The following is a 23,920-nucleotide window of genomic DNA, read 5'->3' as shown; positions in this document are numbered from 1 at the left end:
TGGTTCGGTAGAACGCCGCGTCCTGCGGCTCACCGAACACTAGGCCGTCCATGGCCGTCGCAACCAAGAATCAAAGCGGAGGTGCTCTGGCGCCCGCGGCAAGCGAGCAATCGGAGCTACACAAAAACCAGGATGGTTTAAGTACCAAGCACAGCCTAGTTTTTCTTAATCAGCAGTTTATTGCTGGATTAATGATATTTGATTGATCCGCCATTTACTGGAAGTTCAGCCCCATTGATATAAGACGCTTGATCTGACGCCAGAAAGAGAACCGCATGAGCAATCTCTTCGGGTCGGCCAATTTCGCCGCGCGGGATCTGTCGGACATTTTTGGCAAAATGCTGCACCGCTTTCTCGCCGTCCATAGAGAACTTCTCAGCCAGCATGTCGATCATACCTCCGGGCTGTTCCCACATATGTGTCCGCGTTGGTCCGGGCGAAACGCAATTAACGCGTACACCGTCTCCGCCAAACTCATAGGCGAGTGCACTGGTCAAATTAATCACGCCGGCTTTGCTGACACTGTAGTCAATCGCAAATTCATCGGGAACATGACCACTTTCTGATGCGATTGAAATGATCGATGAGTGCTCTTGGTTTCTTAAGTAGGGCAGAGCGGCACGTGTGGTCCGGATCATGGAATACAAATTTGTCTGCAAGGTTTTATCCCAGTCTTCATCCGTCAATTTTAGAAAACTGTCTTTATAGTTAGCGATACCGACATTATTAACTAAAATATCGATACGTCCGAAATGATCGACCGCTTCTTTGACGAGTGATTCTGCTCCCTCTCTTGTACTGAGATCGGCGGTTACGAGATGAAGTTTATCGGCGGGTGCAAGATCTTTTAAATGATCAGTAGTCAAATCACCGCCCGCTACTTTTACGCCTTCCTTTAAAAAAGACTTGGTGATTGCAAGCCCCATACCATTGCCGGCACCGGTAATCAGGGCAACCTTATTTTGTAAGCCTAAATTCAAAAAAATCCCTCCTTACTCCTTTTGTTCCCTAGTTAAGGTGATGCCAAACATGACTGAGACGGAATCCATGGATTGGGTGAGTCTCAAAGTGAAATGCTGCGCTTTTTAAATTGTTTTGCAATGATCACGATGGCGCATATGGCAACGGCAATGATGAAAAGGATCAGCAGCGCAGCGTGAAGGAAGAAGGCTTCCGGGAGAATCGTAATAATCGGATCGGTCTCTGGATCAAATACCCAGTAATCATTTCTAAAGAAGAGTTTATGGAACAGGATGAATGTCCCGTTAAAATCGATGGCAAACAGCGTAAGCGGGAGGAGTGTAAACACAACGAGCAGCATTGCGGTTGGTTTTAAAAAGCTGAAATCCCGGCGCTTGCTTTTTCGCCGAATTCCGATGACACTGATCATCGCTGAAACAACCAGCAGAAGTTCAATGTCTGTAAAAATACGTTTCACATCCTGAAAATGAATACTGCCCGCACGCGAATAATCGAACGAAGGAAGATGAAACGTCTGCGGTAGCGGGTTGATGAGATACTGGATCGTATAGTTGTAATTTTCCACGATCCGATCATAGCTGAAGCCGGATTGACCTACTAGATTCAGATGCTGCACATCAAAATAATAAAGCGGCGTAAAACCAAGTGCAACAAGTATAGCAAAACAGATGACAAAGACGGCAATACTGACAGCCAGTCCAAACTGGCCGAGGCGATAGGTTGAAAAGAACAATCCATGACACATCCTTAAGCTTATCGTTGACCGCTAATTTCGTATACGCTCATTATCACCTATCGGACAAGGAAATTCAAAAAGAAAGGATTCGTGACGAAACATAGGACCTGAGTGGATTCAACGCTCATGATGGTTTTGAAAATGATGTTTTTTCTTAGCGAGGAAGCTGTGCAGCGGTTATAATGAAGAAGAACGAAATGGCGGGAGATCTATTATGAAAGCGAGTGATCCTTTTATGGACAATTTTATTTTTCACAACCCAACCAAGCTCATCTTCGGCAAAGGGCAGCTTGATCAATTGAAAACCGAGGTCGCGAAATACGGCAAACGCGTTTTGCTGGTCTATGGCGGCGGGAGTATTAAGCGCACCGGGCTGTATGACCAAGTGCTTGAACGGCTTAAGGCAATAAATGCCGAGGTCTATGAACTTTCAGGCGTTGAACCTAATCCGCGATTGACAACGGTAAAAAAAGGTGTTGCGCTTTGCAATGAACATGCGATTGACTTTTTGCTCGCCGTGGGAGGAGGGAGCGTAATCGACTGTACCAAGGCGATTGCCGTCGGCGCGAAGTTTGACGGTGATCCTTGGGCGTTTATTACTCGTCAAGAGACAGCAAAGGACGCACTTCCATTTGGCACGGTGCTCACGCTTGCTGCGACCGGATCGGAGATGAACCCAAACTCTGTAATCACAAATTGGGAAACTCATGAGAAATACGGATGGAGTTGTCCATTTTCATACCCTGCATTCTCTATCCTTGATCCCAGCTTCACGTTCTCCGTACCGAAAAATCAAACCATCTACGGTATGGTAGATATGATGGCTCATGTCTTTGAACATTATTTTCATCCGGCAGAACATACCCCCCTTCAAGACCGTCTGTGTGAGTCGATTTTGCTAACGGTCATTGAGGCTGCTCCGAAGCTTGTTCATGATCTTGAAAACTATGAGCTTCGCGAAACGATTCTCTATTGCGGTACAATGGCTTTGAATGGGATGGTTTCCATGGGCTTTGAAGGTGACTGGGCAAGTCATAATCTAGAGCATGCAGTATCCGCGGTGTATGATATTCCACATGGCGGTGGCTTAGCAATTCTGTTCCCAAATTGGATGAAGCATAATCTAGACGTTAATGTCGCTCGATTTAAGCAACTGGCCGAGCGTGTTTTCCATGTCGATCCTGCGGGCAAATCGGATCGTGAGGTTGCCCTTGAAGGAATCCGTGCGCTTCGTGAATTCTGGACCAGCATTGGCGCACCAAGCAGACTGGCTGACTATTCGATTGACGACAGCAAGCTTGATCTTCTCGCTGACCGTGCGATAGCACGAGGCGCTTTCGGTCAATTTAAGGTACTGGGCAGGCAGGATGCACTTGCCATTTATCAAGCTTCACTTTGATGCTACAGAAAAATCCGCCTGTCTCTGAGGAGCGGCGGATTTTTTTGCCCTTTGATGGGCGATGAAATGAATCAATAAACATAAGCAGCACCAATAATGATAAGCAAAATGAACAAAACGATCAGCAATGCGAAGCCGTTGCCATATCCGCCATATACAGCGCCCATGAGCCGACACCTCCTCATCACGAGATACTTTATTTATATGAAACGATCGGTATCTGCGCTTGAGTGTTTGCCTAAGTCCTACTCGTGATGTGTTTGTTGCTTTTCGATCAGATAAGGGGCGTTGTTGCGCGGTGAGTTGACATCGCGTGATACTTCGTAGCAGTCCATCTGCTCTGAATCATACGGACGAAGAAGATCACGCAGCGTTTTTGAATCGCTGGAGGCATTGAGCCAGCGTGCTTCATCTTCATGATTTAAGATCACCGGCATTCGGTTATGGATCGGCTGCATGATTGTGTTTGCCTTAGTCGTAATAATGGTACAGCTGTGAATCAATTGCTGGTCTTTGGTTCTCCAGGAATCCCATAACCCGGCCATTGCAAAAAGCGATCCGGATTTCATAACAAATCGAAAGGGCACTTTTTCCTTAGGCATGTGATGCGTCCATTCATAAAAAGAATCAGCAACAATAAGGCAGCGCTTTCTGCGGAATGCGTTGCGGAAGCTTGGTTTTTCCGCGATGCTTTCCGCGCGGGCATTGATTAATTTCCAGCCGATTTTCTCGTCCTTGGCCCAAGACGGAATTAAGCCCCAGCGGAGGAAGCCCATTCGATTTCCATCCGAACTTTTCACAACGGCAACAATATTCTGACCCGGTGCAACATTATAATTGGGCTGATAGAGCGCTTCTCCCGATGCATGCTCAATCTGAAAGCGATAAATCAAATGCTCAAAAGGAGCGATTAGCGTAAATCGTCCGCACAACGTATGATCCCTCCTGTCCTTGACGTTCCTCATAAAGTATAGCAGATCTGAACACAGATTCTAACAAGTAGTCAAATGTCCTGACGGCTGCTGAATCGAACATCGACAATATTCTGCGACGGGAGGTTTTGAGCGATACCAGAGGGATTGGAAATGCGTACCTTCTGAACACACGAATCAATGGAGACGGTGCAGTTCTTCAATGTATGGATTTTCCCATCATGATAATAGTCAAGATCGATGGGCAGCTTTCTGCTTGATGCATCATGAATCATGCGTTCAAGTTCCTCAAGTTTTTGCTCATCTAACTGCGGTTTTGCAATTCTATCCGCATGACGTGCCATTTCTCTGAGTACGGCAACGTGTTCAGGGAGCATCATTCGGCTTGACTCCCAGCGCATATTTGATCCCTTTGTCAATTTGTTGTGTTTCAACCGAACCCCTCCTTATTTTCTAAGGAATAGTATACACGAATATACGTTCTTATGTGTGCATTTATCAATAGGCTTTCCGGATCCAAAGTTTTCCATAGGTATAAAGTGGGCTATAATTAAGAAAAAGAAACAGGGAGGCAAGAATATGGAACCATATAAAGCATCATTAAAAAAGTTTGCCAAATTGGCGATAAAAATTGGCGTTAATCTGCAGCCGGGGCAAGGCTTGTTCCTGACGTCTCCAATTGAAGCAGCAGGTTTTGCAAATCTTGTTGCTGAGGAGGCCTACCAAGCGGGTGCAAAAGACGTCACGATGCGATGGGGTGACGATGAAACGGAAAGATTGCGTTTGCAGCGAGCACCTGAGGAAGCGTTAAAGCAAATTCCAAATTGGAAATTTGCGGCGCAAAATGCAGCAGTCAAAGATAACTATGCAGTTTTACATATTTACGGACCAAACCCGGATTTGTTGGATACGATCGACGATGCGCGTGTCGGTGCCTATATGAGGGCGTCCAGTAACGGACTGAAGCCGTATATGGAATCCATTATGAAAGATGAAACGCAATGGTCGATTGTCGCATACCCGACAAAAGCGTGGGCGAAAAAAATCTTCCCGGACAAAAATACAGAAGAAGCGCAAACGCTGCTAATGGAAGAAATTCTGCGGATCAGCAGAGTCAGCGGCAATGAGGATCCGATTGAAGCATGGAACAAACATAATGAAGCAATGCATAAAGCCAGTGAATTTATGAACCGCATGAATTTTAAACAATTAATTTATTCTGCTCCGGGCACGGATCTGACGATTGATTTGCCACAAGGGCATATTTGGAGCGGTGGTTCAGGACCTTCGACAAGCGGTATTATGTTCAACGCCAATATTCCTACAGAAGAGGTATTTACGATGCCGCATAAACGTGGTGTAAACGGCACCGTTTCCAGTACCAAACCATTGAATGCCGACGGCCGCATCATTGACGGTTTCTCGCTCACTTTTAAGGATGGGGAAGTCGTTGATTTCACAGCTGAAAAAGGTGCGGATGCGTTGCGGCATCTGCTTGAGTCTGATCCGAATGCGCGTCGGCTCGGCGAAGTGGCATTGGTTCCGCACCATTCACCGGTGTCCGAATCGGGACTCGTTTTCTATAACACGCTCTTTGATGAGAATGCATCGTGCCATTTGGCATTGGGGAAAGCATATCCAACCTGTATTAAAGGCGGTAATGACCTTGATGAAGCCGGACTAGATCAGGCGGGGGTAAACGATAGTTTAATTCATGAAGATTTTATGGTTGGTTCTGGAGAACTGGATATTGATGGAATCACTCAAGACGGCAGGCGAGTGCCCGTATTCCGCAAGGGTGCTTGGGCATTCTCATTTGATTGAGCCAATTTGAGGGAGCTTTTCGCACCTAAATTGCGAAGCCTGCGAGAAACTGATATTCTTAAAATAAAGTTTTGGAAGCGGGACGAACGATGAAAAAAAGAGGCGGATCGATTGGCGGCAGTGGCAATGTGGTGCCGATTCCTCATTTGGAAGAACGCTTACTGAGCAAAGCCATGCTGCTGGTTGAAGAGAAAAAATATAAGGAAGCTTGTCAGTTGTTTGGCAAGCTGTTGGAATTGAATGCACGGGATGTTCGTGCGCTTTATGGGTGGGCCGTTTGCTCCATTGAATTGGGGGATTACTCTGAAGCGGAAAAAGCCGTGGTGCAGCTGCTTGAAGCAGATACACCTTATTTTTACGAGGTGTTTCGGCTTTATCTCACCATTCTTATTGAGCGCAAGGACTACACGAGCGCGATCCGTGAAATCTTGAGGATTCGTAAGAAGAAAGGATTACCCATCGAATTCAAAGAGTTTTTAGTTCACATGCAGAAATTCTGTCAGATTCGTTTGCATGAACCTTCGTGGAGCGATGTTGGTTTGGATGAAGCCGATAGAACGGATCAAGCGACTGAACCTGATGCGGACACGGAGCACCAAGAACAGTCCATTGATTGGCCGGCATTGGAGAAGGCGGACACAGTTAGCCAAATGCTGCTCCTCAATAACTTAGCCGATCAATTAAGGACAACTCATCTTCCGGAAATCCAGCGTTTTCTGCTCGATGATCAGCAGCCTATGGAGCTCAAGACGATGCTGCTTTGTGCGGTTAAGGAAGGTCATCTCGCTCAGAGAGTGGCTGTGCAGAAATTTGGTGAAATTTACGATGCACAGCTGGATCACACGGATTTTTTGAATAAAAAGTTTGCGGATCGAATCGAAGCGGTGATTCGCCGAACGATGGAATCGGAAAATCCGACATTGACCACGTCAGCAGTTGAAATGGAACGCATGTTTACCATGAATGTTTATCCGAAACCGATTGTACCGGAGCAACCTGAAGTTTGGGCGGCAATCTTCTGCTTACGGGCTATGGGCAGTGAATCGGAACAGGAAAAAAAAGAAGTTCTCGGGTACTTTGATGTAAATGAGGATGATTTTCGCGTGGCGAGGAGCATGCTGCATCGTGTAGAGGCATACGACATTTGGTCTTAGCGTATTGAAACAGGTGGTTATGTCGATAATTTGCAACAAATGTGTTTTTCATAGGAAACGGTTATGTTATAATAACATGGTTTGCAATTGCGTTGCTAAAGGAGTCGTCGAGTCATCAGCCTCGAACTGGCGGAAAAATGGATCAGTTTGCACGCCATTCAGGCAGAAAACCAAGATGCAGAATAGCATGAAGATAGATGTTGGAGGTAAAAGCGAATGACTGTAGATGCAAAATGGGAAAAAAAAGAAGGTAATGTAGGCACGCTGACGTTCTCAGTTGATGCCGAAAGTTTTAATCAAGCCCTTGATAAAGCCTTTAAAAAGGTTGCTAAAAAGGTCAATGTGCCTGGTTTCCGCAAGGGTCGTGTGCCGCGTGTTCTTTTTGAACAGCGTTTCGGTGTAGAAAGTCTGTATGAAGATGCAATTGATTTTGTTCTTCCGAGTGCGTATTCTGATGCAATCGATCAAACCGGTATTGAACCTGTGGACAAGCCACAAGTAGACATCGAAGAAATTGGTAAAGGCAAAAAACTGGTACTCAAGGCAGATGTAACGGTTAAGCCGGAAGTTAAACTCGGTGACTATAAAGGTCTTGAAGTCGAAGAGAAGAGCACGGAAGTTACCGATGAAGATGTCGCTCACGAAATCAAACATCTTCAGGAACGCTATGCTGAACTCGTTGTTAAAGAAGACGGAGAAATCGAAAAAGGTGATACTGCAGTTATCGATTTTGACGGCTATGTCGATGATAAGCCGTTTGAAGGCGGAAAAGCTGAAAATTATTCACTTGAAATTGGATCCGGCTCCTTTATTCCTGGGTTTGAAGATCAGCTCATCGGCGTGAAAGTCGGAGCTGAAAAAGACGTGGTTGTAACCTTCCCGGAAGACTACCATGCTGAAGAATTAAAGGGCAAGGAAGCAACGTTTAAGATAAAGGTTCATGAAATCAAGCAGAAACAGCTTCCTGAACTTGATGATGAATTCGCCAAGGACGTTGATGACGATGTTGAAACGTTCGCTGAATTACAAGAAAAAATCAAGAATCATCAGAAAGAACATCGTGAAGCTGATGCTGAAAACAGCAAGCGCGACAGCGTTGTGCAGCAAGCAGCCGCAAATGCAGAAATTGACGTTCCTGAAGTGATGATCACTAATGAACAGGACAATATGGTGAAAGAATTTGAACAGCGTCTTAAAGGACAAGGCATGACTCTGGAAATGTATTCTTCACTGACAGGCACCGACGAAAATGCATTGCGCGATCAGATGAAGGAAGATGCTGAAAAACGCGTGCGTGCGAATCTGACACTTGAAGCAATTGCTAAAGCTGAATCCATTGAGGCTTCTGATGAAGAAGTTGAAGAAGAACTGAAAAAAATGGCGGATCAGTACAAGATCGGTGCAGATCAGATCAAAGCTGCAATGGGCGGAACCGACTTCATTAAAGGTGATTTGAAACTGCGCAAAGCGGTTGATTTCCTTGTGGAAAACAGCAAGCCAAAAGCTGCCGAAGCTAAATAAAGTGTGACATAAATGAACTTTTTTGGCGGACGGTCTCGTCTGCCAATTATTTATATCTAAAGAAGGCGAAGAAAAATAAATAATTTTTCTTTGCAATACATAGTGTACTCAGTAAGGCATATAGCTTATCGGGAGCATGTATTTATGTTACAATGCCTACATAGTTAGTTGCCGAGTAGAACATCCGCTGCTGATCCAGAAACATCCGTTCCTATTCCTGGCTTCATCAATAACGATCAGTCTATGATGGGACAATGCCGGCAAATCATTTACATTTATGCAGGTATTTTGTGATAAAATGCAGCATGGTTTTCCAGATGCAAAGCTTTCCAATCCTCGTTCGATTTATAGGAAAAAGGGAAAGCTATAATGTAGCGAATGCATGGGATGAATAAGAGTCAATACAAAATTGACCAAGATTTCGCTCTTCTGAAACGTTGATGAGGAAAGCAGAACAGGGGTGAAAAAATGTTTAAATTCAATGAAGAAAAAGGACAGTTAAAATGCTCATTTTGCGGTAAAACCCAAGATCAGGTGCGTAAACTTGTGGCCGGACCGGGCGTTTACATTTGTGATGAGTGTATTGAGTTATGTACGGAAATTGTAGAAGAAGAATTAGGTACCGATGAAGAAATCGAATTTAAAGATATCCCGAAGCCGCAGGAAATTTGCTCGATCCTGGAAGATTATGTTATTGGGCAAAAGGATGCAAAGAAGAGCCTGTCCGTGGCTGTATATAATCACTACAAGCGGATTAACAGCAAACAGAAACCGGATGATGTTGAGCTTTCCAAGAGCAACATTATGATGATTGGGCCGACCGGTAGTGGCAAAACCCTGCTTGCTCAAACGCTGGCGCGAATCCTGAATGTTCCGTTTGCCATTGCTGACGCTACCTCGCTAACCGAAGCTGGTTATGTTGGCGAAGATGTTGAGAACATTTTACTCAAGCTGATTCAGGCGGCCGATTATGATGTTGAAAAAGCCGAAAAAGGGATTATCTATATTGATGAAATTGATAAGATTGCCCGCAAATCGGAAAATCCGTCGATTACACGTGATGTATCCGGGGAAGGCGTGCAGCAGGCATTGCTGAAAATCCTTGAAGGAACGGTAGCAAGTGTGCCGCCACAGGGAGGACGCAAGCACCCGCATCAGGAATTTATTCAAATTGATACGACCAACATTCTGTTCATCTGTGGCGGTGCCTTCGATGGGATTGAACAAATCATTAAGCGTCGATTGGGCAAAAAGGTCATCGGCTTTGGTGCCGGCAGCAAAGCACAGGACATGCATCGTGACGACGCACTGAAAAATGTTCTTCCTGAAGATTTGCTGAAGTTTGGTTTGATTCCCGAATTTATCGGTCGTCTTCCGGTCATCAGTACGCTGAAACAGTTGGATGAACACACACTCGTTGAAATTCTAACCAAACCGAAGAACGCGCTCGTTAAGCAGTACAAGAAACTGCTTGAACTTGACGATGTCGATCTTGAATTCGACGAAGAAGCGCTCGAAGCAATTGCGAAACTTGCGATCGAACGGAAAACCGGTGCCCGCGGGCTGCGTTCTATCATTGAAGGCATGATGCTTGATGTGATGTATGAATTGCCGTCCCGCGAAGATATTGATAAATGTATCATTACAAAGGAAACGGTTGAAGGCAAGGCACGTCCAACCCTGATTCTGGACGACGGAACCGAAGTCAGTGTTGAAAAGCCAAAAGAAAGTGCATAAGCTTTCGCTGTTTAGAAGAAACGTCTTCATCCGGGGACGTTTCTTTTTTGCAGGTAAAGAAACATTCATGACCCGCTTGGGGAGTGCTGGACACCACTTGAATGAAAATGCCATTGAGATAAAGCGTCTAACTTGTATTTACGTACAAAGTATAAGATTTGGTCTTGCTGGTATGATGATTCGCGGCGCACATCCTGTGCCCAACGCGAAAGCCACCGCATCTTGCGGTAGTAAGGACTGGGCGTGGCCCGGTTTTTTTTCTTGCTTTTCAGGTTTGGTGTTTAACTCACTTTTTGATTGGAAATAATAGCCTCTAGAAGCAGTGCCACGAAAACAGGAGCCTGAATGTGGCCGCAATGGGAGGCAGAGCGAATGAGTTGGATGATCTTGCTTATTTTCACACAGATTTTTTTCGGTGTGATCATTGGGCTGTATTTTTTCAGTCTGCTGCGCAATCAGCGGGTTCAGAAAATATCTATAGATAAGGAATCAAAGAAAGAAATGGCCGAATTAAACCGAATGCGGAGCAGATCGTTGTCCGAGCCACTTTCCGAACGAATTCGGCCAAGAAGCTTAGACGATGTGGTGGGGCAGCAGGATGGGATCGTCGCACTTCGCGCAGCGCTTTGCGGAAAAAACCCGCAACATGTGCTCATCTATGGGCCGCCGGGGGTTGGAAAAACAGCAGCAGCACGCCTTATTCTTGAAGAGGCAAAACGCAATTTGGAATCTCCTTTTAGGCCTTCCGCACCATTCGTTGAGCTTGATGGAGCAACGGCACGTTTTGACGAGCGAGGCATTGCCGACCCGCTGATTGGATCGGTTCATGATCCGATTTATCAAGGAGCAGGTGCGATGGGACAGGCAGGAATTCCGCAACCTAAGGAAGGTGCGGTCACCAAAGCGCATGGTGGAGTATTGTTTATTGATGAGATTGGCGAGCTGCATCCCATTCAATTGAATAAATTGTTGAAAGTGTTGGAAGATCGTAAGGTGTTTTTGGAAAGTGCCTATTATAACGAAGAGAATCATCAGATTCCTGCATACATTCATGACATCTTTAAAAACGGGCTACCTGCTGATTTCCGTCTAATCGGCGCGACCACGCGACGCCCTGAAGAAATTCCGCCTGCAATTCGTTCACGATGTCTGGAAATTTTCTTCAATGACTTGACACGCAGCGATCTTAAAAAAATTGCAAAACGAGCTGCACGCAAATTAAATCTCAATATTTCCGATGAGTGTTTGGCAAAAATTGCTGAATATGCGAAAAGTGGACGTGAAGCCGTAAACATCATGCAGATTGCCGCAGGCGCTGCATCAGAGAAAAAGGAAAAAGATGCAGCGATTCATATGGATGAAATCGAATGGGTCGTACGTTCCAGCAGATTAGTACCGAAACCAAATCGTAAGGTCCCGGCTGCTCCTGAAATTGGATTGGTCAATGGTCTCGCCGTTTATGGACCAGGACTTGGCACGTTGATGGAAGTGGAAGCGTCTGCTGTGAAGAGCCGTCATGAAGGTAGCTTGATGATCACGGGTATTGCTGAAGAAGAATCGATGGGCAATTCATCGCGAACAATTACACGAAAGAGTATGGCACGCGCATCCGTGGAAAATGTATTGACTGTACTGAACCGAATGGGTCTAGCCGCATACCGCTACCATATTCATGTAAACTTCCCGGGAGGAGCACTTGTTGACGGACCGTCAGCCGGGATTTCCATGGCTGTAGCGATCAGCTCGGCAATTATGCGTCGAAAAGTGTATCCAGACATTGCAATGACTGGGGAACTGGGGCTTCACGGCCAAGTCAAACCGATTGGCGGTGTGATGGCAAAGGTAGAAGCAGCAGTTGAAGCGGGCGCGAAACGGATCATTATTCCTACAGAGAATATGCAGGAGACGCTTAAGCATTTTGATCAGGCAGAGATCATCCCGGTTGAAGCGCTGCATCAAGTCCTTGAGCTCTGCCTGTGCCCTGCAGAAGCGGATGCAAGTACCAAGCAGCTTAGAGCAGGTTCTGAACTCTCGTTTAACCGTTCGCTATCTGCACGACCGGCAAATGCAACAATTGAAAAACAAGGATAAAAGGTTCATCGGATTCCGGGTGCTGCATCAATCAGCGACCGGAATTGTTTTTTTTTCGATAAGGGGAGTAATCCTTACCAGAACAAGTAAAAGGGTGTAACCAACCATGCAGAGGCGCGCTTCTCGGACCGCATAGGGTTGTGTTCTGTTGATGCGCGTGCTTGGAGCGTTGTAAAAAGAGAGAAGCCGTAAGCCTGACGCTGATTGGACAGTATCGCGTCAGTTAAGATAGAATGTGTATACATGAGCAGATGCCGGACTTGCGCATAGCGAGTCGATCTGAGGAGAGAGATGAACATGAAAATAACACAAGCAGACTATGTGATCAGTGCCGTTGGTCCAGCGCAATATCCATCGGAAGGTTTTCCGGAGATTGCGCTTTCCGGCCGATCAAACGTTGGAAAATCGTCCTTTATCAATACAATGCTAAATCGCCGCAATCTTGTGCGTACCTCTGAGAAACCAGGCAAAACGCAGAAATTGAACTACTTTATAGTTAACCGATCGTTTTATTTTGTGGATGTACCTGGGTACGGGTATGCAAAGGTATCGAAAAAAGACAGAGAAGCCTGGGGACGAATGCTCGAAAAATACTTCGCCGAACGTCAGGAGCTCAGTGCCGTCGTCCACTTAGTCGACCTACGCCATCCGCCGTCCAAACAAGATATTCAGATGCACGAATTTCTTACTTATTATGGACATCCGGTCGTTACGATTGCGACAAAAGCGGACAAGATTCCAAAGAGCAAATTTCAGAAGCACAAACAAATCATTCGGCGCGATTTAGGGCTTAAAACAGACGACCCTCTAATTCTTTTCTCATCATTTAACGGAATGGGGAAGGAAGAGGCATGGCGTGCGATTGAATCCTTTTTGAACTAAAATAGATACAGAATAAGGCAAGCGATACATACACATGTGAAGAACATGTGTGAGGGGGAGTTAGATAGTATGAATTTCAGTAAATCGATTGCGGCTTATGAAGAAGCAAAACCGTTAATGCCTGGCGGTGTCAGTAGCCCTGTCCGCTCTTTTCCATCGGTAGATCTCAGTCCTATTTTTATGGATCATGGGAAAGCTTCGAAGATCTATGATGTTGATGGAAATGAATATATTGATTACGTGTTAAGCTGGGGGCCGCTCATTCTTGGCCATGCTGATGAAAAAGTTGTTGCTTTTATTAAAGAAACTGCTGAAAAAGGGACAAGCTTTGGGGCGCCAACAGTGCTTGAGAGCAAACTGGCAAAGTTGGTTATTGAGCGTGTTCCATCGATTGATAAGGTACGCTTTGTCAACTCAGGAACAGAAGCGACCATGAGTGCGATCCGTCTGGCACGTGGATATACCGGGCGGGATAAAATTTTGAAGTTTGAAGGCAGCTATCATGGCAGTGCGGATTCACTCTTAATTAAAGCGGGCTCGGGAGTGGCGACACTTGGACTTCCGGACAGCCCGGGTGTTCCGGCAGAACTTGCCAAGGATACCCTAACCGTGCCTTATAATGATGCGGAACGGGTCGCTGAAATCTTCAAACAATATGGTCATGACATCGCTTGCGTGATTGTTGAACCGGTCGCCGGCAATATGGGCGTTGTCCCACCAATTGACGGATTCCTGCAGTCTCTGCGGCAGATTACAAAAGAATATGGTGCGCTGTTGATCTTTGATGAAGTCATGACCGGATTCCGTGTTGCATACCATTGCGCCCAAGGTTATTTCGGGGTGACTCCGGACTTGACGACGCTTGGCAAAGTAATCGGTGGCGGGCTTCCGGTCGGCGCCTATGGGGGACGATTGGATATCATGAGCCAAGTAGCCCCTGAAGGCCCTGTATATCAGGCGGGAACGCTATCTGGAAATCCGCTTGCTATGGCCGCCGGTTATATGACGCTGAGCCAACTGACCCCCGAGGATTATCCGCAATTCCGTGAAAAAACAGATCGCTTGGCCAAAGGGTATAGGAAAGCAGCGGAAAAATACGGCATTCCGCTTACTGTTAATCAAGCGGGGGCCATGATGGGGATCTTTTTTACAGATCAGCCGGTGATTAATTATCTAAGATCGAAGTCATCGAATCTGGATCATTTTAAGACCTATTTTGCGCAGATGATCGAGCAAGGCGTGTCCTTGCCGCCGTCGCAGTTTGAAGGGGTTTTCTTATCAACCAAACATTCAATGGAAGATATAGACAAAACGATTCAAGCAGCGGAACATGCGTTTCAATTCATTGCGGAACATGAATAAGGACTGGATCGGAATGCCGAGTTCCGATCTTTTTTTCATAACCAAGAACCAAGTAGTGTGTAGGGAGTCGCTCGCTCGTAAATAATTTTCGTGATGTCGTGAAAGACTAACTTTGAGATTAAGATTGGTTCGAAGGTGGTCGGAAACGATGCATTTTGTACAAGTAGCTGTGGAACTGATTGTCGGTTTTGTCTCTTTGTTCCTAATGACGAAGATATTGGGAAAGGCAACATTGGCACAAGTCACGGCTTTCGATTTTATTTCAGCGATCGTACTTGGTGAATTAGTTGGAAACGCGCTTTACGATAAGAAGATTGGCATTGGATCGATTGTTTTCGCGGTTGCACTTTGGGGACTGATGATCTACGCCGTTGAATGGTCGACCCAGAAGTTCCGCGGAACGAGGAAACTCTTTGAAGGGAAGCCAACAATCGTCATTCGCAATGGACATATGGATCGAGAAGCGATGAGAAAGGAAAAGCTGGACATCAATATGCTGCAAAATCTGCTTCGACATAAAGATGTCTTTTCCATTCGCGAAGTTGCCTTTGCCATTTTGGAAACGGACGGATCCATTAGTGTAAAACAAAAGTCGCAATATGCGACGCCGACGATGGAGGACCTTCAGAAGCAGCAAAAACCGGTGAATTTGCCGATAACAATCATTGAAGACGGAGAAGTGGATTGGGACAATTTAAAAGAAGCTGGATTGAACGAAGAGTGGCTGCTGAAAAATCTTCGCAGGCATCATATTCGCAGTTACAAAGATGTCTATTATTGCGAATGGAAAAAAGATGAGGGCATTTTTATCGAGAAAATGAATGAAAATGAGAGAAGATGAGGTTATCCCAAAGCCCAAGGCTAAAGAGATAGCCTTTTTTCTCTTGCTGTTAAAGGGAGAAGCGGCATTTTACCACGCGTAGGCGCGAGACGCTTGCGGTACCATCGTCGGTGACGAGACCATAGTATAAATTAGTCCACCTCCCGCCCATTTCGCATAATTCATTTTTTGATGCATAGAACAGTATTAAGAATGGATGAGAGGGTGGAAGGAATGTCTCAATCGTCGAATGATCGATTACAGTTTTCAATAAATGAATCGGTATGGCTCAGAGATGATGCACCAGCTGAAGAAATACTATCAATGGCTCTGGAACCGGATATTACGGTTGAAGAGAATTGGAATGACGTGACCATCAAAGGCTTTCTTCGATTGACCGGAGAATATAAGCCTGCAGATGCGGCAAACGCGGCAAACGTTTCGGAACAACATGCAGCCCCGTTCCGCACCATAGATGAAATCATGGATACGGGTAATGGAACTGATAAGTTAGAACATCGTTTTCCAATTGATATCACCATTCCTTCGGATCGCGTCCCGAATCTGGAAGATTTATTCGTGGTTATTGATTCATTTGACTATGAACTGTCCGAGCACCGCCATATCCAGCTGCAGGCCGACATTTCAATCACCGGTCTGGCCAACAAGCAGCCTGTGACGAGTCGAACGGAAAAGCCAAAAGCTGCGGCTCCCGTCCAGAAGCCTAAGGTAAAGCCTGCAGAACCCGTTAAAGCGCCTGAACCAGTGCAAAAGCCGGCAGCAAAAGCAGAGCCGGAACAGAAGTCTGAAAAGAAAGCAGAAAAACCGTTGAAACCGGAAAAGAGTGCAGCGAAAAAAACACCAGCAAAAGCAGCGGATCAAAAATCCGAGTTCAAAAAGGAGCCGGCTAAAAAAGCGGCTGCCAAAAAAGAGGCTGCCAAAAAAGAAACCGCCAACCAAGGACCCGCAAAAAAAGCGGCTGCCAATAAGGATACGCAGCCAGCCAAAGCAGAGAAGAAGCCTGCAAAAAAAACAGAAGCCCCGGCTTCAAAGACAAAGCGCGGATCCGATGATGTATTCCAAAGTGGCAGCGATTTGAGCGCTGATTTTGACGAAATGCCAACCGATCGTTTGAGCGATGAAGCGGCGGAAACCTTTCAGTACGATGCATTTCGAAAACCGGATGATGATCCGAGTGATACCGGCACACCGGCAATTGCCTTTAAACGAATGGATCCGCAAGCTCAAGAAGCCACGGAAGCGGCGCGTTCAGAAGCTCCAGCACCATCTGCGCCATCTGCGCCATCAACGCCATCAACGCCGTCAGCGCCTCCGCTTGGATCGGAACTGGCGGCACCGCCGGAGGATACTCAAGAAAAGCCGGCGATTAAAGAAAGCGCCCAACAAAAAGATGCGCCTGAAGGCAAAGAGAAGGCAGCACCGGATCCAACGAGCCTCTATTTGACGAAAGTGCTTGCTGGTGATGAGGAAGAACAAAAGACGCGTATGAAAATTTGCATTGTGCAAACGGGCGATTCAATTGAAACGATTTCTGAACGCTATCACGTACCGGTAACGTCGCTCTTGCGCAAAAACGCACGAACAACCGGAGACATTGAACCGGGTGAACTTCTTTATATTCCCAAAAGTTCAAAGGCTGTAAAAGATGAATCCTGATCTTGCGGCTGTTCTGTCCGCTCTTCAGGCGAATTATGGCTTTCGACAGTTGAACGTTGCATGTGAGCAGCCATTGCTTATTGATACGGAACGCGGGATTAAGAGAATTCGACTATGGACAGATGAAGCCTTGCTCCACTTACATTTAAAGTGGCGGAACCACGTAAAAAATGAACATTTTTTTGTTGATCGGATGTATGTGACTCGGGCAGGGCTTCCGTCGGTACGGTTCGGTAATTTTTCAATGACGTGCCATGACGCCCCAATGGAGCCGCTTGCGCTGAACAATAACGAACAGCAGTGGGCAGCTTTTTTAACGGATCTTAGCCGAACGAGCCGGGACCAGCCTGTTGACGAATCGAAGACAGAAATGCAGATTCAAGTTCATACACTCTTTGAACAAGCAAAACAGATGCACGAGCTGGATCCGGAAATTTGGGGGATTGTTTCTGCTTGTTATTCGTCCGCATGTACGCGGGCTGCAGAGGCGGACCGTTTGCGTGAGCAGCATCAATACAGACGGTCCGCTTTTTTATTGCCTGCAGATTTTTCACATGATTCGTGCAAAGCGCTCTTTGATACGCTGTTCTTTGAACTTGGGCAATCCGAACCGACGGATGGATGCGGCGTTTTGGCACGCTTTGTCTTAACGGACGCTTTGCAGGCGCAGCGCGGGCAATCGATGGGGAAGCTCCTTCAAGAATTAGCGTTAAAGGGATTCTTTGATCGGGAAAATGCAGATCTGATGCTTGCCGAATGGTTTGCTCCGGACGAGTGGATCCGTCTCTTGCAAGCGAGTTTACAGGGCGATGTACCTGTGGATCGATCCTCAGATGTGTTCAGGCGTGTCTGGGATCAGAAAATTAAGCTGATCCGTTTATTGGAGAACATTGGCGTTCAATCGGGGAGGGCAGGCGGAGGTGCACCAAGTGGATCAGAAGGACAGCAGCTGGATCAATCGAATACTCTTTTACTATGACCTTGTTCCGATCAACCTTGCCGCCGAGGGCAGCCTAACCCGAGTGGATACGTATTCCGGACGCTTTGCTTTGAAACGAAAAGTTTTAAATGACCGGCAAATGCGTGCACTTCAGACGGTTTACGCGCTCGCACGGCGATTGGTGATTGATGCGGTTTGTCCGCTTCCGACGAAATACGGCGATTTGATCATTCGCGACAGAGAGACCAGCTATTATTTAATGCCATGGTTTCAGGAAACCGTTGATGCATCGAACCTGCCGGAACGTTACCGCCATCTTTTTCATAAAGCGGCACAGCTGCATCGTCAGACGATGGAGAGAAAGCAGGAGTGCGCCGCGCTTTACCAAGCTATGGTTCGGGTACTGAGTCAGCGGCAAATGATTTGGGAGCATTTTCTCTACACTGCCGAGCATCATGTTTACCCATCGCCGTTCGAACAGACCGTCCTTCAAAGTGCGTTTATTTATCTTGAAAACATGCAGCGTGCACGTGAATTTTTCAGTCGTGATAAAGACGAAGAAGGAAAAAGTAAAGAAATGCGTCGCGCACTCTGTCACGGACGGCTCACGCCACTCCATTTGTTGATTGAAAATGAACGTAGCTGTCTGACCAACTTTGAAAACAGTGAGGACGGTTTTTTCATTGTGGAAACAGCTGCTTTATTTGAGCAGGCAGCGGTAATGCTTGAGCAGAAGCAAACGGATTGGCGCGCATTATATCAGTCGTATCAATCGGCTTGTCCGCTAGATGAAGAAGAACGGGGCTTTTTGCAGCATTTTCTTTTATTTCCCAGTGCTCACGCCAATTTGCTTATTCGTTACAGTCAATCGGAGACGGTCGATGAGCAATGGTTTGTCAGCCGGTGGACCCGTCTTTGTGAGACGCATCAATTCATGTATACAGCAATTACAAAAATGATGAAAGAAGAGCAAAAGAGGAAAGATGAACTGCGCAAACAAAAAGAAGCGGCAGAAAAGAAAGAGGCTGACGATTAATTCAGATCAGTTACAGCCAATGCTTTAAGAAACCGATATAAATAAAAAAGAGAAGGGCAGTCAGCATGACATCCAAAGTTGTCGGCAGAAAGATCGTACGAATAAGCTGAAACAAGGCAAGCGGAAGTACGATCACGCCTAAGCCTTCCCGGCATTTTTTAAAAAAAGGTTGCAAACGATTTTTCTTGAACACGCAGATCACTCCCATTGTTTCCCTGACCATTCTTTTGGCTATACTATAGTCTATGAGCGGTGTATGCTTCATGTGCGGCAATTTTTTATAAGCAAACGTTGACGAAGCCAGCCGTATGTATATATAATGAGTACAAAACACAACTACGATCTGTGTCAAAGTGAAAATGCTGAGACAGGGAGGAGTACATTTCTTTAAGCTAGAAGAGACGAGCAAGTCTCTGTAAGAGAGAGAAGCCGATGCGCTGAGAGACTTCTTTAGCCTGCGGAAATGGAAGTAGCCCTTGAGCAGTCTTTCTGAACGGTCGAACCGACTTATTAGGAAAGTTCCGGGAGTCCGTTATCGAATGAATGAGGCGCGTTTTTTGCGCGTAAATAAAGGTGGTACCGCGGAGCTTTCTTCGTCCTTGTGACGGAGAAAGCTCTTTTTGCGTTTTTAGCGCCTCATCCAAAACGGTTCAGATTATAGGTGGAAAAAGGGAGGGGTCAAGATGGAAAAAGAGTTGGCGACAAAGTACGATCCGAGCCAGACCGAAGAAAAGTGGTATAAAACCTGGCTGGAGAAGGATTATTTTAAAGCGGAGGGCGATCTGGAAAAGAAACCGTACGCGATCGTTATCCCGCCTCCAAATGTTACCGGAAAGCTTCACTTGGGGCATGCCTGGGATACAACGATGCAGGATCTCTTGATCCGTTTCAAACGGATGCAAGGCTACGACGCCCTTTATTTACCAGGCATGGATCATGCTGGCATTGCCACGCAGGCTAAGGTTGACGCGAAGCTGCGTGCGGAAGGCAAATCGCGTTATGATCTTGGACGCGAAAAATTTCTGGAAGTTGCCTGGGACTGGAAGAAAGAATATGCGTCCTTCATCAGGAAACAATGGGCGAAACTAGGGTTGTCACTGGATTATTCAAGAGAACGGTTTACGCTTGACGAAGGACTTTCCAAAGCTGTACGCAAGGTATTTGTCAGTCTCTATAAGAAAGGATTAATTTACCGAGGCGCATACATTATCAACTGGGATCCGGCTGCCCGTACCGCACTTTCCGATATTGAAGTTATTTATAAAGAAATCCCCGGCCATCTGTGGCATGTCAATTATCCGCTCGCAGACGGCTCCGGTTCCATCCAAATTGCGACGACGCGTCCGGAAACGATGCTTGGTGATACGGCGATTGCCGTACATCCCGATGATGAACGCTATAAAGCGATTGTCGGTAAAAAAGCGGTTGTTCCGCTGATTGGACGAGAAATTCCGATTGTTGCCGACAGCTATGTCGATCAGTCGTTCGGAACAGGAGCAGTAAAAATTACTCCAGCGCATGACCCGAATGACTTTGAGGTCGGCAACCGCCACCATTTGCCGCGTATCCTTGTCATTGATGAGACAGGGAAAATGAATGAAAATGCCGGCAAGTATCGAGGATTGGATCGCGAAGAATGCCGCAAGCAGATCGTTAAGGATTTGGAAACCTCCGGTGAACTTGCCTACGTTGAAGAACACGCGCATGCGGTCGGCCATTCGGAACGTACCGGCGTTGTTGTTGAGCCCATTTTGTCGACCCAATGGTTCGTCAAAATGAAGCCTCTCGCGGAAGCATCGCTGAACATGCAGGAAACGGATGATCGCGTGAACTTTGTCCCTGAACGCTTTGAAGGAACCTATCGCCGCTGGATGGAAAATATCCGTGACTGGTGCATCTCTCGTCAACTATGGTGGGGTCACCGCGTCCCGGCTTGGTACCACAAACAGACCGGCGAAGTTTATGTTGGCATGGAAGCGCCAAAGGACAGTGAAAACTGGAAACAGGATGAAGATGTTTTGGATACCTGGTTCAGTTCAGCACTGTGGCCGTTCTCAACGATGGGCTGGCCGGATGAAGACGCTTCGGATTTCAAACGCTACTTCCCGACCAATGCGCTCGTTACCGGATATGACATTATCTTTTTCTGGGTCGCACGGATGATGTTCCAATCCACAGAGTTTACCGGAAAAAGCCCATTCAAAGACGTGCTGATCCACGGACTCGTCCGAGATGAACAAGGACGCAAGATGAGCAAATCGCTTGGAAACGGAATCGATCCAATGGATGTCATTGCTAAATACGGCGCCGATGCGCTCCGTTATACGCTTGCTACCGGAACAACGCCGGGGCAGGATCTGACCTTCCAATGGTCAAAGGTGGAAGCAAACTGGAACTTTGCCAATAAGATCTGGAATGCGTCACGGTTTGTGATCATGAACCTTGAAGGTTTTACGTTCAGCGATATCGATCTGTCCGGTAAGAAATCTGTTGCCGACCGCTGGATTCTGCAGCGACTGAATGCGACGATCGAAAAAGTGACGACACTTTATGAAAGCTATGACTTCGGCGAAGCCGGCCACTATCTGTATCAATTCATCTGGGATGATTTCTGTGATTGGTACATCGAGATGGCGAAACTGCCGCTATATGGTGAAGATGAAGCGGCAAAAACGACAACCAAATCGGTACTCACTTATGTGCTTGATAAAATTTTGAAATTGCTGCACCCGATTATGCCGTTCATCACTGAAGAAATCTGGCAACACATTCCGCATGAAGGCGAAACGATCATGCACAGCGACTGGCCGACCGTTAATGCACAATGGAATGATGCTACTGCAGAACAAGAGATGACCGCGCTACAAAATGTTATTCGTTCTGTGCGCAACATTCGTTCGGAAATGAATGTCGCACCGAAAAAACCGGTTGAACTGCTCATTAAAACAAAATCGGAACAAGAAACAACCATCTTTGATGCAAATAAAGACTTTATTGAACGTTTCTGTAATCCGGAAACACTGGCGATTGGCACAGACATTCAGGCTCCGGAAAAAGCCGTATCTGCAGTCATTTCCGGTGCAGACATTTACCTTCCTTTGTCCGGTTTGATTAATATTGATGATGAAATCAGCCGATTGAAGAAGGAACTTGAAAAAATGAATGCCGAGGTCGAGCGAACCAAGAAAAAATTAAGCAATCCAAGATTCGTTGACAAAGCGCCGGAGCAAGTAGTGAACAAAGAACGTGAAAAACAAGCGGATTATATCGAAAAAAGGGATAAATTAGACGCACGAATTGCTGAATTGCAAGCGTAATTCGACTAAAATAGAAAATACAGTCATGGTTGATGACGGTGGCGGGATTTATCCCCCACCGTTTTCACATGGGGAACAAAAGTGATGCGGAGGACCGGCAATGTTTGAAACAATTGATGAAACACTGAACTGGATTCACGGGCTGATCCCACATGGAATCAAACCCGGTACGAAGCGGATGGAATGGATGTTGGCCGAATTAGGCAATCCGGAGCAAAAGATTCGTGCTGTTCACGTTGGCGGAACGAATGGAAAAGGATCGACGGTATGCTATTTATGGCATATTTATCAAGCTTCAGGAATGACGGTCGGCACGTTTATTTCACCATACATTACCTCCTTTAATGAACGGATCATGGTGAATGGCAAGCCGATCAGTGATCAAGATCTGATTAAGGCGGCGAATCTTGTCTATCCGCTGACGCTTGCGGTAGATCGAGAGACCAATCTCGGCCTTCCAACTGAATTCGAAGTTGTGACGATGCTTAGCTTTGTTTATTTTGGTATGATTCATCCTTGTGATCTGGTGATCTATGAAGTCGGCCTTGGCGGACGGCTCGATTCAACCAATGTCATTCAGCCGCTCGTCAGCGTGATTACCAATGTTGCAATGGATCATATGAAGCAGCTCGGCACTACCATTAAACAGATTGCTTTTGAAAAAGCCGGAATCATCAAGCAAGGTACAGCTATTGTTACGACTGCCGAACATCCGGATGCCCAGGCTGTAATTCGTGATAAAGCGAGAGAAAAAAATGCTGAATTGTATCTCCTCAATACTGCGTTTTCCTATGATTCGCTCGGACATGATGAAGACGGCGAGCATTTTAATTTTACTGCCGGCATGTTCCATCTACATGATCTTGTTCTCCACATGAGAGGGGAACATCAGCTGAAGAATGCTTCGGCAGCGCTGATGGCCGTCCGTTATTTGGCGGAATGCCGCGGGCTTCCCATCACCGAGGCAGCCATTCGTGAGGGGCTTCTGAAGGCTGCTTGGCCAGGGCGTTTTGAACGTATGAAGAATGATCCGCTCGTTATTATTGACGGTGCGCATAATGTTCAGGGAACCGAAGCGCTTGTCTGCACTTTGAACAGCTATTATGAAGGGCGAACGATTCATCTGCTCTATGCGGCACTGAAAGATAAACAATATGAACAGATGATTCATTTAATTGAATCGGCGGTGCATGATGTGACGTTTACTTCCTTTAATTACCCGCGCGCGGCAAGCAGTGATCTGCTCTTTGACGCATCCCAGCATCACATCAAGAAAAAAGATCCGGACTGGATGCATGCTCTGAATGACTTGATTGCTAGAACGGAGCCGGGCGAAATGGTGCTGGTGTGCGGTTCGCTCTATTTTATTTCCGCGGTTCGCCATGCCCTCGGCGATGAGAAGTCAAAGGACATGTGACCGTGAATTTATTGGCAAAAACATATGGGCAAAAGAAGATGAAGAGGCAAAAAAGCCTTTTCATCTTCTTTTTATTTTGCTACAATTACAATTA

At 46.3% G+C, this 23,920-nt stretch carries 21 protein-coding genes and 1 other annotated feature; of the genes, 15 read left to right on the top strand and 6 right to left on the bottom strand.

Annotation, left to right across the window (positions count from 1 at the left end):
- Positions 1–188: 188 nt before the first annotated feature.
- Together SIN01_RS03665 and SIN01_RS03660 are read right to left on the bottom strand one after the other, a co-directional pair.
- Positions 189–980 (bottom strand): SDR family NAD(P)-dependent oxidoreductase, encoded by a 792-nt coding sequence (locus SIN01_RS03665; RefSeq protein WP_010024081.1) that lies wholly within the window; start codon positions 978–980, stop codon positions 189–191.
- A gap of 83 nt (positions 981–1,063) precedes the next feature.
- Positions 1,064–1,714: a TIGR01906 family membrane protein gene (locus tag SIN01_RS03660; RefSeq protein WP_010024083.1), complete on the bottom strand. Its 651-nt coding sequence runs from the start codon at positions 1,712–1,714 to the stop codon at positions 1,064–1,066.
- A 238-nt stretch (positions 1,715–1,952) separates the two neighbouring features.
- Between SIN01_RS03660 and SIN01_RS03655 the strand changes: the two genes are divergently transcribed.
- Positions 1,953–3,116 (top strand): iron-containing alcohol dehydrogenase, encoded by a 1,164-nt coding sequence (locus tag SIN01_RS03655; RefSeq protein WP_010024084.1) that lies wholly within the window; start codon positions 1,953–1,955, stop codon positions 3,114–3,116.
- 71 nt (positions 3,117–3,187) lie between these two features.
- On the opposite strand, the gene SIN01_RS03650 is transcribed toward SIN01_RS03655, so the two are convergent.
- The 3 genes from SIN01_RS03650 to SIN01_RS03640 form a co-directional block, all read right to left on the bottom strand.
- Positions 3,188–3,283 carry a YjcZ family sporulation protein gene (locus SIN01_RS03650; protein WP_039744900.1) on the bottom strand — a complete coding sequence of 32 codons (96 nt, stop codon included), beginning with the start codon at positions 3,281–3,283 and terminating at the stop codon, positions 3,188–3,190.
- Between the two features lie 78 nt (positions 3,284–3,361).
- A complete protein-coding gene (locus SIN01_RS03645; protein ID WP_010024085.1) occupies positions 3,362–4,048 on the bottom strand; it encodes an SOS response-associated peptidase in 687 nt (228 codons plus the stop codon).
- Positions 4,049–4,119: 71 nt separating this feature from the next.
- On the bottom strand, positions 4,120–4,482 hold the full coding sequence (locus tag SIN01_RS03640; protein WP_010024087.1) for a YolD-like family protein: 363 nt from the start codon (positions 4,480–4,482) through the stop codon (positions 4,120–4,122).
- 145 nt (positions 4,483–4,627) lie between these two features.
- Here SIN01_RS03640 and SIN01_RS03635 point away from each other — a divergent pair, with 145 nt between their 5' ends.
- From SIN01_RS03635 to SIN01_RS03580, 12 genes are all read left to right on the top strand, one after another.
- Positions 4,628–5,872, top strand: coding sequence for an aminopeptidase (locus SIN01_RS03635; RefSeq protein WP_010024089.1), 1,245 nt, complete (start codon positions 4,628–4,630; stop codon positions 5,870–5,872).
- Positions 5,873–5,961: 89 nt separating this feature from the next.
- Positions 5,962–7,026 (top strand): tetratricopeptide repeat protein, encoded by a 1,065-nt coding sequence (locus tag SIN01_RS03630; protein ID WP_010024090.1) that lies wholly within the window; start codon positions 5,962–5,964, stop codon positions 7,024–7,026.
- 216 nt (positions 7,027–7,242) lie between these two features.
- Positions 7,243–8,547 carry a trigger factor gene (tig, locus tag SIN01_RS03625; RefSeq protein ID WP_010024092.1) on the top strand — a complete coding sequence of 435 codons (1,305 nt, stop codon included), beginning with the start codon at positions 7,243–7,245 and terminating at the stop codon, positions 8,545–8,547.
- Positions 8,548–9,015: 468 nt separating this feature from the next.
- Entirely contained in the window at positions 9,016–10,284 is a 1,269-nt protein-coding gene (clpX, locus tag SIN01_RS03620; protein WP_010024093.1) for an ATP-dependent protease ATP-binding subunit ClpX, read from the top strand.
- A complete protein-coding gene (locus tag SIN01_RS03615) occupies positions 10,256–10,591 on the top strand; it encodes a hypothetical protein (protein WP_141305999.1) in 336 nt (111 codons plus the stop codon). Before clpX ends, SIN01_RS03615 begins: the two co-directional genes overlap by 29 nt.
- A gap of 65 nt (positions 10,592–10,656) precedes the next feature.
- Positions 10,657–12,375: an ATP-dependent protease LonB gene (lonB, locus tag SIN01_RS03610; protein WP_010027548.1), complete on the top strand. Its 1,719-nt coding sequence runs from the start codon at positions 10,657–10,659 to the stop codon at positions 12,373–12,375.
- A gap of 297 nt (positions 12,376–12,672) precedes the next feature.
- Positions 12,673–13,257, top strand: coding sequence for a ribosome biogenesis GTP-binding protein YihA/YsxC (gene yihA, locus SIN01_RS03605; protein WP_047034826.1), 585 nt, complete (start codon positions 12,673–12,675; stop codon positions 13,255–13,257).
- 69 nt (positions 13,258–13,326) lie between these two features.
- Positions 13,327–14,619, top strand: a complete 1,293-nt coding sequence (gene hemL / locus SIN01_RS03600; protein ID WP_047034827.1) for a glutamate-1-semialdehyde 2,1-aminomutase — start codon at positions 13,327–13,329, stop codon at positions 14,617–14,619.
- 148 nt (positions 14,620–14,767) lie between these two features.
- Positions 14,768–15,460: a YetF domain-containing protein gene (locus SIN01_RS03595; protein ID WP_010026924.1), complete on the top strand. Its 693-nt coding sequence runs from the start codon at positions 14,768–14,770 to the stop codon at positions 15,458–15,460.
- A gap of 213 nt (positions 15,461–15,673) precedes the next feature.
- Positions 15,674–17,116 carry a LysM peptidoglycan-binding domain-containing protein gene (locus SIN01_RS03590; protein ID WP_010026922.1) on the top strand — a complete coding sequence of 481 codons (1,443 nt, stop codon included), beginning with the start codon at positions 15,674–15,676 and terminating at the stop codon, positions 17,114–17,116.
- Positions 17,106–18,095 carry a hypothetical protein gene (locus SIN01_RS03585; RefSeq protein ID WP_010026921.1) on the top strand — a complete coding sequence of 330 codons (990 nt, stop codon included), beginning with the start codon at positions 17,106–17,108 and terminating at the stop codon, positions 18,093–18,095. The genes SIN01_RS03590 and SIN01_RS03585 overlap by 11 nt, the downstream gene beginning before the upstream one ends.
- Positions 18,046–19,092 carry a protein kinase family protein gene (locus tag SIN01_RS03580; protein WP_010026920.1) on the top strand — a complete coding sequence of 349 codons (1,047 nt, stop codon included), beginning with the start codon at positions 18,046–18,048 and terminating at the stop codon, positions 19,090–19,092. The genes SIN01_RS03585 and SIN01_RS03580 overlap by 50 nt, the downstream gene beginning before the upstream one ends.
- 10 nt (positions 19,093–19,102) lie before the next feature.
- Here SIN01_RS03580 and SIN01_RS03575 read toward each other — a convergent pair whose 3' ends face one another.
- On the bottom strand, positions 19,103–19,285 hold the full coding sequence (locus SIN01_RS03575; RefSeq protein WP_010026919.1) for a YszA family small membrane protein: 183 nt from the start codon (positions 19,283–19,285) through the stop codon (positions 19,103–19,105).
- Positions 19,286–19,447: 162 nt separating this feature from the next.
- Positions 19,448–19,696, top strand: a binding site (T-box leader).
- Between the two features lie 79 nt (positions 19,697–19,775).
- Between SIN01_RS03575 and SIN01_RS03570 the strand changes: the two genes are divergently transcribed.
- Positions 19,776–22,409 (top strand): valine--tRNA ligase, encoded by a 2,634-nt coding sequence (locus SIN01_RS03570; protein ID WP_010026918.1) that lies wholly within the window; start codon positions 19,776–19,778, stop codon positions 22,407–22,409.
- A gap of 100 nt (positions 22,410–22,509) precedes the next feature.
- Positions 22,510–23,826, top strand: a complete 1,317-nt coding sequence (locus SIN01_RS03565; RefSeq protein ID WP_047034828.1) for a bifunctional folylpolyglutamate synthase/dihydrofolate synthase — start codon at positions 22,510–22,512, stop codon at positions 23,824–23,826.
- The last annotated feature ends 94 nt before the right edge of the window (positions 23,827–23,920 follow it).

The organism is Sporolactobacillus inulinus (assembly GCF_006539285.1).
GTDB classification, from domain to species: domain Bacteria; phylum Bacillota; class Bacilli; order Bacillales; family Sporolactobacillaceae; genus Sporolactobacillus; species Sporolactobacillus inulinus.
The sequence above is the reverse complement of the archived record's forward strand: the minus strand, read 5'-3'. Positions and strand labels throughout refer to the sequence as shown.